This is a genomic window from Streptomyces sp. NPDC088762, from assembly GCF_044750905.1.
Taxonomy (GTDB): domain Bacteria; phylum Actinomycetota; class Actinomycetes; order Streptomycetales; family Streptomycetaceae; genus Streptomyces.
In genome coordinates this window covers 254,660-270,972 of record NZ_JBIVKT010000010.1, presented here as the reverse complement: position 1 = coordinate 270,972, position 16,313 = coordinate 254,660, and the positions used below count along the sequence as shown (strand labels likewise).

General features: G+C 71.7%; 10 protein-coding genes. 5 read left to right on the top strand and 5 right to left on the bottom strand.

Going from position 1 to position 16,313, the window contains the following annotated elements:
• Positions 1 to 218: 218 nt before the first annotated feature.
• The 5 genes from ACIP5M_RS23145 to ACIP5M_RS23125 all read right to left on the bottom strand — a co-directional run bounded on the left by ACIP5M_RS23145 (position 219) and on the right by ACIP5M_RS23125 (position 7,139).
• Positions 219 to 1,022: an endo alpha-1,4 polygalactosaminidase gene (locus ACIP5M_RS23145; protein ID WP_401199892.1), complete on the bottom strand. Its 804-nt coding sequence runs from the start codon at positions 1,020 to 1,022 to the stop codon at positions 219 to 221.
• On the bottom strand, positions 1,019 to 1,705 hold the full coding sequence (locus tag ACIP5M_RS23140) for a spherulation-specific family 4 protein (RefSeq protein WP_401199889.1): 687 nt from the start codon (positions 1,703 to 1,705) through the stop codon (positions 1,019 to 1,021). Before ACIP5M_RS23140 ends, ACIP5M_RS23145 begins: the two co-directional genes overlap by 4 nt.
• Positions 1,702 to 3,231, bottom strand: coding sequence for a hypothetical protein (locus tag ACIP5M_RS23135; RefSeq protein WP_401199983.1), 1,530 nt, complete (start codon positions 3,229 to 3,231; stop codon positions 1,702 to 1,704). The genes ACIP5M_RS23140 and ACIP5M_RS23135 overlap by 4 nt, the downstream gene beginning before the upstream one ends.
• Before the next feature lie 242 nt (positions 3,232 to 3,473).
• Complete coding sequence (gene pelF, locus ACIP5M_RS23130; RefSeq protein WP_401199888.1) at positions 3,474 to 4,991, bottom strand: GT4 family glycosyltransferase PelF; 1,518 nt, start codon at positions 4,989 to 4,991, stop codon at positions 3,474 to 3,476.
• Positions 4,992 to 5,111: 120 nt separating this feature from the next.
• A complete protein-coding gene (locus tag ACIP5M_RS23125) occupies positions 5,112 to 7,139 on the bottom strand; it encodes a hypothetical protein (RefSeq protein WP_401199886.1) in 2,028 nt (675 codons plus the stop codon).
• 345 nt (positions 7,140 to 7,484) lie between these two features.
• Between ACIP5M_RS23125 and ACIP5M_RS23120 the strand changes: the two genes are divergently transcribed.
• From ACIP5M_RS23120 to aceE, 5 genes are all read left to right on the top strand, one after another.
• Complete coding sequence (locus ACIP5M_RS23120; protein ID WP_401199884.1) at positions 7,485 to 9,017, top strand: leucyl aminopeptidase; 1,533 nt, start codon at positions 7,485 to 7,487, stop codon at positions 9,015 to 9,017.
• Positions 9,018 to 9,315: 298 nt separating this feature from the next.
• Positions 9,316 to 10,704: a dihydrolipoyl dehydrogenase gene (lpdA, locus tag ACIP5M_RS23115; RefSeq protein WP_401199882.1), complete on the top strand. Its 1,389-nt coding sequence runs from the start codon at positions 9,316 to 9,318 to the stop codon at positions 10,702 to 10,704.
• Between the two features lie 53 nt (positions 10,705 to 10,757).
• Positions 10,758 to 12,533: a 2-oxoglutarate dehydrogenase, E2 component, dihydrolipoamide succinyltransferase gene (sucB, locus tag ACIP5M_RS23110; RefSeq protein ID WP_401199879.1), complete on the top strand. Its 1,776-nt coding sequence runs from the start codon at positions 10,758 to 10,760 to the stop codon at positions 12,531 to 12,533.
• A 133-nt stretch (positions 12,534 to 12,666) separates the two neighbouring features.
• Entirely contained in the window at positions 12,667 to 13,290 is a 624-nt protein-coding gene (locus ACIP5M_RS23105; RefSeq protein WP_401199980.1) for a GntR family transcriptional regulator, read from the top strand.
• Between the two features lie 299 nt (positions 13,291 to 13,589).
• Positions 13,590 to 16,274: a pyruvate dehydrogenase (acetyl-transferring), homodimeric type gene (aceE, locus tag ACIP5M_RS23100; RefSeq protein WP_401199877.1), complete on the top strand. Its 2,685-nt coding sequence runs from the start codon at positions 13,590 to 13,592 to the stop codon at positions 16,272 to 16,274.
• Positions 16,275 to 16,313: the final 39 nt, after the last annotated feature.

Here is a 16,313-nt window from a genome sequence, read left to right as displayed (position 1 = left end):
GCGCCCTTGACAGGCCGGCCCGCCACGGAAGGACGATGAGACTGACGGGAAAACCCCATACCTTCTCTGAGACCGTCCAGCTCAGACCCCGACCTCCCCGGGTACCGGTCGGCTGTTCGCTCCCGCCCCGCCGGGACCCCCGCCGGGAGGTGGGTGGGCAGCCGCCGACCGGCCCCCGGCGGCTCGAGGGGGCAAAAGCCCGCCCGGACACCAACCCGTCAACACGCCTTCCGCCAAGCCCCCAGTTCGTACTTCTTCTCCAGCGAGCTCAGCTTCAGTTCCTTCGAGCGCCCGCAGAAGCGGCTCGTCGGCAGTTCGTACTCCACGTGGAAGACGGCCTTGCCGGCCTTGATGAACGGGGTCAGCAGCTCGCACTCCTCGTACTGCGCGCACTGTTCGTTCACCGCGAAGTCGAACTCCCCCACCAGCTGCGGGATCTGGTCCAGGTCGTTCTTCAGGCCCACCGCCAGGCCCCGGTCGTGCGCCAGCTTCGCGATCAGCCGGTTATAGCGCAGCTGGTCCTCCGCGGTGAGCGGGAAGCCGGACTCGTTCTGGTAGCCGTCCATGTTGTCCGGTTCAACCGCGTCGAAGCCCTTCTCCCGGCACATGTCGAACCGTTTGGCCATCAGCGGCTCCAGCTCCGCCACCCGGCGGACGTCCAGCCAGCGTTCGCCCTCCCAGCCGTTGCCCTTGCCCAGGAGTTCCTTGGGGAACTGTCCCGCGTCCGGCCGGAAGTCCTCCCAGGCGCCGGTGGAGAGGTAGCAGACGGTCTTGCGGCGGGCCTTCCTCAGGGTGGCCACCTGCTCCTTGGTGGTGTTGAAGCCGTCGACGTCGTACACCGCCGCCTTCACCGACGTGTCGAGCCTGCCGGTGAGCTGCCACTGCCAGCTCACGCCGGGCCGCGGCTGCCACCGCTCCCCCGGCGCCGGGTCGGGCGAGACGTCGTCGGAGTCGGGTTCCACGGACGTGCAGGCGGCCAGGAGCAGCAGCGGTACGAGCAGCAGGAGGCGCAGGCGCTTCACGCGGTGGCCTCCAGCGCGTACGGGAGGGTCCCCCACGGGTGGGCGCCGGTCCCCGGGACCGCGCAGTGCACCCCCGCCCGCCGCGCCTCGGCGAGTTCCGCGGCAGGGGCGCCCGGGGGGACGGCGTAGACGAGGTGGCAGAACCGCTGGGCGGGATGGTCGGCCGTCCAGGGCGGTACGGCGCCCGCGTCCCGGTAGGCGTCCCAGGGGCCCTCGAAGGTGACGAGCAGGTCGGCGAGTGCGGCGTAGCCGGGGTGAGGGTGGACCCCGTGGTTGAGGACGAGGGTGCGGGCCCCCGCGGCCCGGGCGGCGACGGCGAGCCGGCCGTAGTGGGCCAGCAGCTCCGCGCCGGAGGCGGCCTGGTCGAGGAAGGCGCCGTCGGTGCCGTACCAGTCGCGGTGGCGCAGCAGGTCCTGCACCACCGCGGCGTGCGGGCGGCGTCCGTAGTCGGTGTCGGCGTAGCCGAGGACGGGCACCCCGGCCTCGCGCAGCCGTTCGGCGACGCGCGCGAACCGTTCGTCGGGGGCGTCTCCGGGCCCGCTGTCGGGGTTGAGCACCACCGAGTGGAGCCGGCCGGCGGAGCCGATCAGCCGCTCCCAGTCCTCGGGCCGGTCGGCGGGGTGCTCGTAGAGGGGCACCAGCAGCATGGGGTCCTTCTTCTCGTACGTTCTGACGTGGTTCATCGGTGGGCGGTCGCCCGGCCGAGCAGCAGGCAGACCAGGGCGGCCAGCGCGGCGGCGGCCGCGCCCGCCACGACCAGCTGGACCAGCCGGGGCTGTCCCAGCCCGGTCAGCAGGGCCAGGCTCTGGGCGACGGCGGCCGAGGCGCAGACCACGGCCGCGGCCCGGACCGCCCCGAAGGACTGGAGGAGCAGCCCGGTCCACATGACGGCGCCGAGCAGGAGCAGGGTCAGGGCGCGGATCCCGGTCAGCCCGGGCGCGTCCGGCCAGAGCAGGGTTCCGGCCAGGCCCAGGGCCAGCAGCACCACCAGGTAGGCGGCGAGGCACCGGGCCAGGGTCGTGTGCATCCGCCGCCGGAAGGCCCGGGGCGAGCGGGCCGCCCGGAGTCCGGCGAGGCTGCCGCTGCGGAACCGGTGGAGCAGCCATTCGGCGGGTCCCATGCTGAGGGTGAGGGCCACCGCCGAGGGGGCGGCGACGGCCTCGGCGGGACCTCCGGCGAGCACCTCCCCGAGGGCGGCGTACAGCACGAGCAGGCCGGTGCCGAGGCCGAAGACCCCGTAGGGGACGGAGTCCCCGAGGCGGGGTCCGCTCGGGGCGTACTCCTCCTCGGTACCGCGCAGCATCCGCCAGCGCACCGGCCCGGCGCGGCCGGGGCCGCGCTCGGTCCGGCCGCGGATCCGGCGCACGGCGGACCGTACGCCCTCGGCGACGGGCAGTTCCCGTACGGCCAGGGTGCAGGCGGCCAGCAGGGACACCGCGAGCAGGGTCACGCGGACGGGCACGGGCAGGTCCGCGAAGAGGGAGAGCAGCGCGCCGGCTGCCATCGGGCCGAGGGCGGCGAGCAGCATCCGCTCCCGGCCGAGGACGAGCAGGACGGTGGCGGCGCCGACGTAGAGGGCCTGCCCGGCGGCGAAGGCGTACGAGAACGGCGGCCCGCCGGGGACGGCCAGCGCGGCGGCGGTGCCCAGCAGGGACCCGGCGGGGGCGCCGGCGAGCAGGGTCCGCGCGGCGGCGGCCCGGTCGCCGAGGCCGAGCCAGGAGTAGGCGCGGTGGGACAGGGTCTGGTCCCAGACCCAGCCGATCAGTGCCCCGGCGAGCAGGGTCAGCGTCCCGGCGGGCAGGCCCAGGCGGTCGGGCGGGCCTTCGAGCAGGGGGGCGCCGAGTACGTAGGCGAGGCCGGGCAGGGCGAAGATCACCCCGCGGAGCAGGCAGGCGGTGAGGGGGACCTTCCAGGGGTCGGGGGTGTCCGCGGGCTCCGGGAAGGAGCGGGGTACCCGGGCGTAGAGCTCTTCGGCGAGGGTGAAGGAGTCGTGGCGGCCGTAGGCGAGCCGGATGTGCTCGTCGGTCATGCCGTCGGATTCGAGGACGGCGGCGATCTCGTCGGGGTGGACGGCGGCGGCCGCCGGCCCGCCGAGGCGGGTCAGCAGTTCGTCGATGGGGTCGGCGGCGGCCGGCCCTTCGCGGCGGGGCCGCGGGACGGCCGGCAGCGTGTCGGCGGCAGCCGGCCACCCGGGAGGGCCGGATGGCACCGGGCCGGCGGGGCCGGGGGCCACCGGGCCGGGGGCCACCGGACCGGCGGGGCCGGTCGCCCCGGCGCCGCCGCGGTCGGCAGCGGCCGGGTGCGGGGCCGGGCCGGGGCCCGTGCTGCCGGCGGCCCCGGCCGGGCGGGCGGCCCGCTTGTACGCCTTCGCGCCGGCGGAGCCGGGGATCAGGGGGCCGCCTGGGCCCGCGGGCCGCTCGGGCCACGGGGGCTTGAGCCAGAGGGATCCGCTCACCACAGGCTCCCGTCGGCGGCCAGTTCGCGGTACCACGGGTCGGCGAGCCGCCGGGTCCAGTCGTGGCCCTCGCGGACGGGCGGGAGGGGCTGGCCGGCCAGCTCCCGGTAGATGTGCCGGAAGCCGTCCACGGACCGGTGGAGGGTGAACTTCTCCACCACCCGCTTGCGGGCCATCCGGCCTAGCTCGGCGCGGCGTTCGCCGTCGCGGAGCAGGGCGAGGGTGGCGCGGGCCATGGTCTCGGGCTCGCGCGGCGGGACGACGAGGCCGGTGTCGCCGACGGCTTCGCGGACCCCGCCGACGTCGGTGGAGACGGTGGTGCGGCCGCAGGACATGGCCTCGATGATGCTGAAGGGGAAGCCCTCGCTGATGCTGGAGAGCATCACGATGCTGCCTGCCGCGTAGGCCTGGGCGACCTGCTCGATGCGGCCCTCGTAGGTGATGCCGTCCGCGACGCCGAGTTCGGCGGCGAGTTTCTCCAGGCGCAGTTTGTACTCCTCGCAGCCGGCCGGGACCGGGCCGAAGAGCCGCAGTCGCAGGGTGGGCAGCTCCTCGCGCATGAAGGCGTAGGCCCGGATGAGGGTTTCGAGGTCCTTGATGGGGTCGATGCGCCCGCACCAGCTGAGGGTGGGCACGTCGGGTTCGGCGCCGGCCTCGGGGAAGGCGTGCGGGTCGACGCCGTTGTAGACCGTACGGATCCGGTCGGAGGCGGCGCCGCCGCGTTCCTCCCAGCGGCGGTTGTACTGGTTGCAGGGGGTGATCAGGTCGGCCTGCCGGTAGCCCTCGGTGTTGAGTTCGCGGTAGAAGCCGAGCATCAGCGCCTTGACCGGCCAGCGCTGTTCGGCGGTGCGGTAGCCGAGGTAGCGCTCGCGCAGGTAGATGCCGTGCTCGGTGAGGAGGAAGGGCACCTCGTCGAGCTGTTTGGCGGCGAGGGCCGGGAGGGTGGCGAGGCCGCTGCTGACGGCGTGCGCGACGCTGTCGGGCGGGATCCGGACGGCCAGCGGGCGCAGCGCGTGTTCCAGCAGGTCGGTGGCGGTGAGCGCGTCGTGGACGGTGGGCCGGGCGGCGGCGGTGGCGAGGCCGGGGCGGGTCCACACGGCCATCAGCAGGCGCAGGACGGACTCGGAGCGCAGGGCGGGCGCGAGCCGCCCGGCCCGGGCGAGGACGGCGAATTCGCGCAGGGCCTCGGAGAAGCCTCCCCGGGGCGCGGGATCCAGGAGGGAGAGCACGAAGGTTTCGTAGATCTCGGTGAAGCGGCGGTGGGCCCTGCCGCGCGGGCTCCACCGGCGGCCGCGCGCGGGGGGCGGCCCCCAGAGCGGGACGGAGGTGTGCCGGTAGACGTTGCGCGGCAGTTCCCAGGTGACCGGCTCGCGTCCGGAGCCGGTCAGGGCTATGACGTTGAAGTCGACCTCCGGCATGCCGCGTACCAGTTGGTCGCACCAGGTGCTGACGCCGCCGTGGACGTGCGGGTAGGTGCCTTCGGTGAGCATGGTGACATGGCGCCCATGGCTCATGCGGTGTCCCCCCAGGACGTGAAAGGGGCCGGCGCCCGTGATGTCGGTTTACGGAGCGCCGGCGCTAGGTGGTACGCGTGACGGCTTGAGCGGCCGCCGCGGCGGGCTGCTGCCCGTGGGTCAGCTGGGCAGCTTGAGCGTGACGGCGCTCTGCAGCAGCTCGGGCCCGGTCCAGGCGGAACGGTTGCCCGCGTAGGCGGTGCCGAAGTCGGTGGTGCCGAGCAGGAGTTGCTTCTTGGTCCCGTTGGGGGCGGTCACCGGGGCGAGGACCCCCGAGGGCGCCTTGACGGTGACGGCCGTGCCGATGCGGTAGGCGGTGACCTTGCCCTCGGCGAGCGCCTTGTCCCAGGCGGCGCGGCGGCCGAGCTCGACGCCGGTGTCCTTCATGCTCTGGTTGACGATCGGGGCGCTGGGCGCGTACAGCGCGCGGTAGTCGTCCAGGACCCGGTTGAGCACCGGGTAGAGGGTGCGGTCCTCGGCGAGGTTGGACTGGTGGACGTAGTGCGGGCGCGGGTCGTTGGCCAGCACGTGGCGCAGGGCGGTCCGGGCCTCCTGGGGGACGATGTGGTCGAGGTAGCCGGTGGCGGGGTCCAGCGGGTCCGGCAGGCAGGTGGAGGTGGCGGGGTTGTCCTCGCAGACTCCGCTGCCGCCGTCCTCGCGGCTGGTGTAGATCCAGTTGTACTCGTCGGCCATCTCCGCGTTGGTGCCCGTGTTGTAGTACACGTTCATCGGGTGGCGGGGGACGGTGAGGGCGGCGCCGACCGGGCGCTGCAGGGGTTCGCGGGAGTTGTCGCTGCCCGCCCATTTCACGCCGTTGTCGGCGAGCGCGCCGGCCAGGTTGGGGTTGTCCTGGTCCTGCTGCGGGAGGGTTTTGAGGCCCGAGTGCTCGCCGGTGACGAGTTCGGTCCGGTCGGTGACGATGCCCTTGGAGGCGGCCCAGTTGTTGTTGTCGCGGATCTGGGCGGAGATTTCGGCGCGGCTCATCCAGTTGACGGCGCCCTGGGCGTTCTTCGTGCAGGCCCAGGGGATGGTGGTGGTGTCCTGGACGCAGCCGAGGAAGGGGTGCGTGTAGGTGTGGTTCATCCAGCGGTACTTGGCGCGGTCCGCGACGAGTTGTGCAGTGAGGGCGTCGGTGCCGCCGTTTTCCGCCTTCCACTCCTCGCCGGCGCCGGCGTTGAAGAGCATGTCGAGCTTGAAGTTCTTGGACTGCTGCCACTGCGCCGCGTAGACGGCGTCTGCGGCGGTCATCCGGATGGTGCTTTCCTTGCCCTCCCCGCCCGCGCAGGCGTAGTCGCCGGGCGTGCAGTTGAGCTCCTTGTTCCATCGGGCGTCGGGGGCGAAGACGTCGTCGACGTGGACCGCGAAGTAGCTGCGGCTCTGGCCGAGGTGGACGCCCTGGGTGAGCCAGTCGACGATGCCGCGGGCCAGCAGCCGGAACTGCTGCTGGTACTGGTTGTAGCCGAAGGTGACGACCAGTTCGCTGCGGCCGTCGTGCGCGTACTCGCCGACGAGCGAGGCCCGGCCGGAGCCGACGGGTGCGTCGAGGTAGCTGGTGTAGCCGGTCCGCGGCTTGCCCATGAAGCCGTAGCTCTCGGGGACGAGGGCGGAGTTGTCCTCGAAGGCGACCTGTCCGCCGAGGTAGCCGAAGGGACCGGCCTTGCCGGCGGCGGTGACGGCCGCCTGCGTGCCGTCGAGCTGCCCGCTGAAGCCGCCGTTGTCGGTGTACTCCAGGCCCACGCCGGGGTGGGCCCAGGTGTAGGCGTCGACCTGGCGGATCCCGTACGCCGTCTCGTACGCGGCGAGCGCGGCCATCTCGGCGGAGCCCTCGCCGAACGGGTTCTCGTTCGGCAGGACCACGCCCTGGTACTTGGCGCGCGGACGGCCGTCCACCGTGTCGCTCAGGAACCCGGCGTCGATGACCGGGCGGCTGCCGCTGCCCAGCACCACGCGGGTGTAGGGGACTCCGGTGTCCCGCAGCTCGGTGGTGATGGCCTCGACGGAGCTGCCTCCGTCGTCGACGACGAGCACCTTGAGGTCGATGCGCGGCGTCGTGGCCGCCGTGGCGGTGGCGGCGGGTACTGCCACGGACACCAGGGCGGCCGCTGCCATGACGGCGGCGACCCTGTTCATCCGGTTCTTGTTGACCATGTCGGCCTTTCCCCCCGCAGGCGTCCTCGACTCGGCCCTGTGGCGGATGGCCGGGCCGGGGAGGCTCTGTGGAAATCATGCAAAGGAACCCCGCGTCCCCTTGCGAGAGTGGACCGAGTCTTTCGGACCTCGTCAGGTCTACGAGGCAAACCTGGAGCAGAGTCCACAGATGGGTGAACCTGGTGGCCTCTTGATCGAACAACTTGCCAAACCTTCGAGTGCCGTACGGGTGAGAGGCTGCGCGTAGGCTCGTTTCCGGTGGCCGTCGGGCCGGAATACGATCGCTGCGGATGGCCGTCCACCCACTCGGCCCACACACACAAACGGAAGCGAGACTTCACCACCGTGACTGCTCTGACTCTCAGCACTGCCGGCGCGGCGACGCTGCGCGCCGACGCCCTCGTCGTCGGTGTCGCCAAGGGCCCGAAGGGGCCGGTCGTCGCCGCGGGCGCCGAGGCCGTGGACAAGGCGTACGACGGAAAGCTCGCCGCCGTGCTCGACGCGCTCGGTGCCTCGGGCGCCGAAAGCGAGGTCACCAAGCTCCCGGCCCCGGCGGGCCTGAAGGTCCCGGTCGTGCTGGCGGTCGGACTGGGCTCCCTCCCGGAGAAGGACGAGTCGTTCGACGAGGAGGTGCTGCGCCGCGCCGCCGGCGCCGCCGCCCGCGCCCTGCACGGTTCCAAGAAGGCGGCCTTCGCCCTCCCCCTGGACGACGCGTCCGCCGTCACCGCCGTCGCCGAGGGTGCGCTGCTCGGCGCCTACGCCTTCACCGCCTACCAGGGCGGCGAGAAGAAGGGTTCCGGCAAGAACGGGGGCCCGAAGCAGCCGCTCTCCGAGGTCACCCTGCTGGGCGCCAAGCCGCGCGACAAGGAGCACAAGGCCGCGGTCGAGCGCGCCACGGTCGTGGCGGACGAGGTCAACATCGCCCGCGACCTGGTCAACACCCCGCCGAACGACCTGACCCCCGAGGCCTTCGCCGCGGTCGCCTCCGCGACCGCGAAGGAGCACGGCATCAAGGTCCAGGTGCTCGACGAGAAGGCCCTCGTCAAGGGCGGCTACGGCGGCATCATGGGCGTCGGCAAGGGCTCCGAGAACCCGCCGCGCCTGGTGAAGCTCTCCTACACCCACCCCAAGGCGGAGAAGACCCTGGCCTTCGTCGGCAAGGGCATCACCTACGACTCGGGCGGCATCTCCCTGAAGCCGGCCGGCCACAACGAGACGATGAAGTGCGACATGGCCGGCGCCGCCGCCGTCTTCGCCAGCGTCGTCGCCGCCGCGAAGCTGGGTCTCCAGGTCAACGTCACCGGCTGGCTCGCGCTCGCCGAGAACATGCCGTCGGGCTCCGCCGTCAAGCCCGGCGACGTGCTGCGCATGTACAGCGGCAAGACCGTCGAGGTCCTCAACACGGACGCCGAGGGCCGCCTGGTCCTGGGTGACGCGCTGACCAAGGCCTCCGAGGACGCCCCGGACGCGATCGTCGACGTGGCCACCCTCACCGGCGCCATGGTGCTGGCGCTCGGCAACCGCACCTTCGCGGTCATGGGCAACGACGACGCCTTCCGCACGTCGATCCACGAGATCGCCGAGGAGGTCGGCGAGTCCTCGTGGCCGATGCCGCTCCCCGCCGAGCTGCGCAAGAGCATGGACTCCCCCACCGCCGACATCGCCAACATGGGTGAGCGGATGGGCAGCGGCCTGCTGGCCGGCCTCTTCCTCCAGGAGTTCGTCGGCGAGGGCATCACCTGGGCCCACCTCGACATCGCGGGCCCCGCCTTCCACGAGGGCGCGCCGTACGGCTACACCCCCAAGGGCGGCACCGGCTCGGCCGTGCGCACCCTGGTGCGGCTGGCCGAGCGCACGGCCACGGGCGACCTGGGCTGACGCACGACCGGGGAATGTGAGACACGCCTCAGGCCTTGATCGAACGCCCGATCAAGGCCTGAGGCGTGTTCACCCACGACGAAATCCGTAGGTTTCTACGCAGCGGTACCCCCCGGTTCGTTCAGAACGACCTGCCACATAGTGGGCCCGGCGTCCCGCGTTCCCGCGACAAATGCGAAGATGGGTTCTCGGCAGGACAGGGCCCCCACCACAGGGCCGAAGAAACAAGCGGCCGATTACCAGCCGCCGCCCGGTCACAGAGGACCGGTGCCCGGCGCACATGCATGGAGGACGTGACGTGGCGAACGACGCCAGCACCGTTTTCGACCTAGTGATCCTCGGCGGTGGCAGTGGCGGTTACGCCGCGGCTCTGCGCGCATCCCAGCTGGGTCTCGACGTTGCGCTGATCGAGAAGAACAAGCTCGGCGGCACCTGCCTGCACAACGGCTGCATCCCCACGAAGGCTCTGCTGCACGCGGGCGAGATCGCGGACCAGGCCCGTGAAGCCGCCCAGTTCGGTGTCAAGGCCGCTTTCGAGGGCATCGACATCGCGGGTGTGCACAAGTACAAGGACGAGGTCATCTCGGGCCTGTACAAGGGCCTGCAGGGCCTGGTCGCCTCCCGCAAGGTGACCTACATCGAGGGTGAGGGCCGCCTCTCCTCGCCGACGTCCGTCGACGTGAACGGGCAGCGCATCCAGGGCCGCCACGTCCTGCTGGCGACCGGCTCCGTGCCGCGCTCGCTGCCGGGCCTGAACATCGACGGCAACCGCATCATCTCCTCGGACCACGCGCTGGTACTGGACCGCGTGCCCGAGTCCGCGATCGTCCTGGGCGGCGGCGTCATCGGCGTCGAGTTCGCCTCGGCGTGGAAGTCCTTCGGCACCGACGTGACCGTCGTCGAGGGCCTCAAGCACCTCGTCCCGGTCGAGGACGAGAACAGCTCGAAGCTGCTGGAGCGCGCGTTCCGCAAGCGCGGCATCAAGTTCAACCTCGGCACCTTCTTCGACAAGGCCGAGTACACGGAGAACGGCGTGCGCGTCACGCTGGCCGACGGCAAGACCTTCGAGGCCGAGGTGCTGCTGGTCGCCATCGGCCGCGGCCCCGTCTCGCAGGGCCTGGGCTACGAGGAGCAGGGCGTCGCGATGGACCGCGGCTACGTCCTGGTCGACGAGTACATGCAGACCAACGTGCCGACCATCTCGGCGGTCGGCGACCTCGTCCCGACCCTGCAGCTCGCGCACGTCGGCTTCGCCGAGGGCATCCTCGTCGCGGAGCGTCTGGCCGGTCTCAAGACCGTCCCGATCGACTACGACGGTGTCCCGCGCGTCACGTACTGCCACCCCGAGGTCGCTTCCGTCGGCATCACCGAGGCCAAGGCCAAGGAGATCTACGGTGCGGACAAGGTCGTCGCCCTGAAGTACAACCTGGCGGGCAACGGCAAGAGCAAGATCCTGAAGACCGCGGGCGAGATCAAGCTCGTCCAGGTCAAGGACGGTGCCGTGGTCGGCGTCCACATGGTCGGTGACCGGATGGGCGAGCAGGTCGGCGAGGCCCAGCTGATCTACAACTGGGAGGCCCTGCCGGCCGAGGTCGCGCAGCTCATCCACGCGCACCCGACCCAGAACGAAGCGCTTGGCGAGGCCCACCTGGCCCTGGCCGGCAAGCCGCTTCACTCCCACGACTGATCGTCCCGGGCGCGACGACCACTTCCGCACTTTCGTAAGGAGCAACAGAAACCATGTCGGTTTCCGTAACCCTTCCGGCGCTCGGCGAGAGCGTCACTGAGGGCACTGTCACCCGCTGGCTGAAGGCCGAGGGCGAGCGCGTCGAGGCCGACGAGCCGCTGCTCGAGGTCTCGACCGACAAGGTCGACACCGAGATCCCGTCGCCCGTCGCCGGCATCCTGGCCTCCATCAAGGTCGCCGAGGACGAGACCGTCGAGGTCGGCGCCGAGCTGGCCGTCATCGACGACGGCTCCGGCGCGCCGGCCCCCGCCGAGGCCGAGACCGTCGCCGCGCCCGAGGCCGCGGCCGCGCCGGCTCCGGCCGCCGAGGCCCCCGCGGCTCCGGCCCCGGCCGCCGAGGCCCCGGCTGCCGAGGCTCCGGCCGCCGGTGCCGCGTCCGGTACCGATGTCGTGCTCCCCGCCCTGGGCGAGTCCGTCACCGAGGGCACTGTCACCCGCTGGCTGAAGCAGGTCGGCGAGTCGGTCGAGGCCGACGAGCCGCTGCTCGAGGTCTCCACGGACAAGGTCGACACCGAGATCCCCGCGCCGGTCGCCGGCACGCTGCTGGAGATCCTCGTCGGCGAGGACGAGACCGCCGAGGTCGGCGCCCGTCTGGCCGTCATCGGTGTCGCGGGTGCCGCTCCGGCGGCTGCCCCGGCTCCGGCCGCTCCGGCTCCGGCCGCCGCCCCGGCCCCCGCGGCCGCTCCGGCTCCGGCTCCGGCTCCGGTCCAGGCCGCTGCTCCGGCCGCCGCGCCGGCTCCTGTCCAGGCCGCCGCCCCGGTCGCCGCTCCGGCTCCGGTTGCCGCTCCGGCCCCCGCGGCCGCTCCGGCCGCCCCCGCCGCCCCGGTCTCCGCCGGTGACGAGGGCGCGTACGTGACCCCGCTGGTGCGCAAGCTCGCCACGGAGTCCGGCGTGAACCTGTCCACGGTCTCGGGCACCGGTGTCGGTGGCCGTATCCGCAAGCAGGACGTCCTGGCCGCCGCCGAGGCCGCCAAGGCCGCCGCTGCCGCCCCGGCTCCCGCCGCTGCCGCCCCGGCCGCCGCCAAGGCCCCGGCCGCCGCGGTCTCCGAGCTGCGCGGCCAGACGGTCAAGATGACCCGCATGCGCAAGGTCATCGGCGACAACATGATGAAGGCCCTGCACTCGCAGGCGCAGCTCAGCTCCGTGGTCGAGGTGGACATCACCAAGATCATGAAGCTGCGCGAGAAGGCCAAGGCCGGCTTCCTCGCCCGCGAGGGCGTCAAGCTGTCCCCGATGCCGTTCTTCGTCAAGGCCGCCGCCCAGGCGCTGAAGGCCCACGCGGTCGTCAACGCCCGGATCAACGACGACGAGGGCACCATCACCTACTTCGACTCGGAGAACATCGGCATCGCCGTGGACTCCGAGAAGGGCCTGATGACCCCGGTCATCAAGGGTGCGGGCGACCTCAACCTGGCGGGCATCTCCAAGGCGACCGCCGACCTGGCCGCCAAGGTCCGTGGCAACAAGATCACGCCGGACGAGCTGTCGGGCGCGACCTTCACCATCAGCAACACCGGCTCGCGCGGTGCCCTGTTCGACACGGTCATCGTGCCGCCGAACCAGGTCGCCATCCTGGGCATCGGTGCCACGGTGAAGCGCCCGGTGGTCATCGAGACCGCCGAGGGCACCAACATCGGCATCCGCGACATGACGTACCTGACCCTGTCCTACGACCACCGTCTGGTGGACGGCGCGGACGCGGCCCGGTACCTCTCGGCCGTCAAGGCGATCCTCGAGGCCGGCGAGTTCGAGGTCGAGCTCGGTCTCTGACCGAACGGCCTGTAACCAGCCTCACTGTCGGCGCCCCCGTCCGGGATACTCCCGGGCGGGGGCGCCGCCGTATTGTCTACGCATCAGCCCCGGACCCACCCTGCACACCCCCTCAGGAGATGAACCGCCGATGATCACCCCACCCGTCGTGCACTCGCTGCGCGAGCAGATCCGCGAGCACATCGTGGAGGGGATCGTCAGCGGGCGCTGGAAGCCCGGTGAGCGGATCGTGGAGCGCCGGATCGCGGTGGAGCTGGAGGTCAGCCAGACCCCGGTACGGGAGGCGCTGCGCGAGCTGGAGACCCTGCGGCTGATCGAGTCGGCACCCAACAAGGGTGTGCGCGTGCGGAATCTGTCCGCGGCGGACCTGGAGGAGATCTACCCGGTCCGGGCCGGTCTGGAGCAGATCGCCGCGGAGCTGGCCGCGCCCAGGCTGGCCGCGGACACCACGGCCCTGGAACCGCACGTCGCGGCCCTGTGGGAGGCCGACCGCAGCGAGGACGGCACGGCGCAGGTGCGGCACACGGTGGGCTTCCACCGGGAGCTGGTGCGGGCCGCGGGGAACAGCGTGCTGCTGCACACCTGGGAGAGCCTGGGCATCGAGGTGTTCACGGCCCTGTCCATCCGGTGGCTGGGAACGGTCCAGAAGTCCTACGCGGAGGAGCACGAGGCCCTCGTCGAGGCGTTCCGGGCACGGGATCCGGACATCGGCGTGCTCGTGAAGCGGCACGTCCTGGGCTGCGCGCCGCGCGCCTGACGCGCCTGTCCGGACGGGGCTTGCCGAGGGCTGACGAGGCCTGACGAGGCCTGAGGACGATCTGGCGAGGGGTCTCGCCGGTGCCGGATTGCACCGATTTGACCGGCACCGGGTGCCTGATTCTCTGGCACCCGGTGCCGACTTTCGCCAGATCGACGGGTCTTCGTCACTTTTATTTGATCGATCATCGATCAGCGATTTACAGTCGTCCCGGACCTCAACCAGGTCCGACGACCCTGTCCTGCCCGTCAGGGATTTTCTTCACCACCTCTCCTTTGTCCGGAAGGCGGCGCACACCGATGTCCGACCCCGTAGGAAAGCTTCCGAGCGAGCTCGACCAGCTCCCGGACCGCGACACCGAGGAGACCGCCGAATGGGCGGCCTCCCTCGACGCCGTCGCCAAGGCCGCCGGTACGCGCCGCGCCGAATACCTGCTCCGCCGCACGCTCCAGCACGCCGAGGCCGCCGGCCTCGCACTGCCGAAGCTGCTGGAGACGGACTACGTCAACACCATCCCCACCTCCGCGGAGCCCGAGTTCCCCGGTGACGAGGCGATGGAAGCCAAGATCACCGCGTGGAACCGCTGGAACGCGGCCGCCATGGTGACCCGCGGCTCCAAGTACGGCGTCGGCGGCCACATCGCCACCTTCGCCTCCGCCGCGTGGCTGTACGAGACCGGCTTCCAGCACTTCTTCCGCGGGAAGGAGGCCGACGGATCGGGCGACCAGCTCTACATCCAGGGCCACGCCTCCCCCGGCATCTACGCCCGCGCCTTCCTCGACGGTCGCGTCTCCGAGCAGCAGCTCGACAACTTCCGCCAGGAGTCCGGGGGCAACGGCCTGCCGTCCTACCCGCACCCGCGGCGCCTGCCGTGGCTGTGGGAGTTCCCCACGGTCTCCATGGGCCTCGGCCCGCTCTCCGCGATCTACCAGGCGCGCTTCAACCGCTACCTGCAGAACCGGAACATCAAGGACACCTCCAACTCGCACGTCTGGGCCTTCCTGGGCGACGGCGAGATGGACGAGCCCGAGTCGACCGCCGCCCTGGCCCTGGCCTCGCGCGAGCAGCTCGACAACCTGACCTTCGTCATCAACTGCAACCTGCAGCGCCTCGACGGTCCGGTCCGCGCCAACTTCCGCGTGGTCCAGGAGCTGGAGGCCCAGTTCCGCGGCGCCGGCTGGAACGTCATCAAGTCCCTGTGGGGCTCCGCCTGGGACGAGCTGTTCCAGCTCGACACCACGGGCGCCCTGGTACGCCGCCTGCGCGAGGTACCGGACGCGCAGTTCCAGACGTACGCGACCCGCGACGTGGCCTACATCCGCCAGCACTTCTTCGGCGTCAACGCCGAGCTCGTGCAGCTGGCCGGTGTGCTCTCCGACGCGAAGATCGCCGAGTGCTTCCACAGCTCCCGCGGCGGCCACGAGCCCCGCAAGGTCTACGCCGCGTACAAGGCCGCCCTCGAGCACAAGGGCGCTCCGACGGTCATCCTCGCGCAGACCGTCAAGGGCTACACACTGGGCGCCGGGTTCGAGTCGAAGAACGCGAACCACCAGATGAAGAAGCTGACGATCGACGAGTTCAAGGACATGCGTGACCTCCTTGGCCTCCCGATCCCGGACAGCGCCTTCGCCGACGGCCAGGTCCCGTACGGCCACCCGGGCGCGAACAGCCCCGAGGTCCAGTACCTGAACGAGCGTCGCGCGGCCCTCGGCGGCCCGGCCCCGGCCCGCAAGGTCCACCACGTGGCCCTGCCCGCCCCGGCCGAGCGCTCCTTCGCCCCGCTGATCAAGGGCTCCGGCAAGCAGGAGATGGCCACCACCATGGCCTTCGTCCGCCTGGTCAAGGACCTGATGCGGGACAAGGAGACCGGCAAGCGCTGGGTGCCGATCGTCCCCGACGAGGCCCGTACCTTCGGTATGGAGTCCCTCTTCCCGTCGGCCGGCATCTACTCGCCGCTGGGCCAGACGTACGAGCCGGTCGACCGCGACCAGCTCATGTACTACAAGGAAGCCAAGGACGGCCAGATCCTCAACGAGGGGATCACCGAGGCCGGCGCCATGGCCGACTTCATCGCCGCCTGCACGTCGTACGCGACGCACGGCGAGCCGATGATCCCCTTCTACATCTTCTACTCGATGTTCGGCTGGCAGCGCACCGCCGACCAGATGTGGCAGCTCGCCGACCAGCTCGGCAAGGGCTTCATCGTCGGGGCCACCGCCGGCCGCACCACGCTGACCGGTGAGGGCCTGCAGCACGCGGACGGCCACTCGCACCTGATCGCGTCCACGAACCCGGCGTCGCTGAACTACGACCCGGCCTTCGCGTACGAGATCGCGGTGATCGTCAAGGACGGCCTGCGCCGGATGTACGGCGAGAAGCCGGAAGACGTCTTCTACTACCTGACGGTCTACAACGAGCCGAAGGTGCAGCCCGCCATGCCGGAGGGCGTGGAAGAGGGCATCCTCAAGGGCCTCTACCGCTTCAACACGGCGGCCGACCTGGCGGAGGCGGCCCCGGCCGCCGACGCGCCGAAGGTCCAGCTGATGGCCTCGGGTACGGCGATCCACTGGGTCCTGGAGGCGCAGAAGCTGCTCGCCGCCGACTGGAACGTGGCCGCCGACGTCTGGTCCGCGACCTCGTGGGGCGAGCTGCGCCGCGACGCGCTGGAGTGCGACGAGGCGTTGCTGCGCGGCGAGGTGCGCACCCCGTACGTCACCCGCGCGCTGGAGGGCGTCGCCGGCCCGGTCCTGGCCGTCTCCGACTGGATGCGCCAGGTCCCGGACCAGATCAGCCAGTGGGTCGAGCAGGACTACACCTCGCTGGGCACGGACGGCTTCGGCCTCTCCGACACCCGTGAGGGCGCCCGCCGTCACTTCGGTGTCGACGCCCAGTCGATCGTGGTGGCCGCGCTGGCCCAGCTCGCCCGCCGCGGCGAGGTCCCGGCGTCCTCCATCAAGGAGGCCCGGGAGCGCTACGGCCTTTAGGCCCGAGCCCGTCCGACCGTGAGGCGGCCCGTCCCTTCG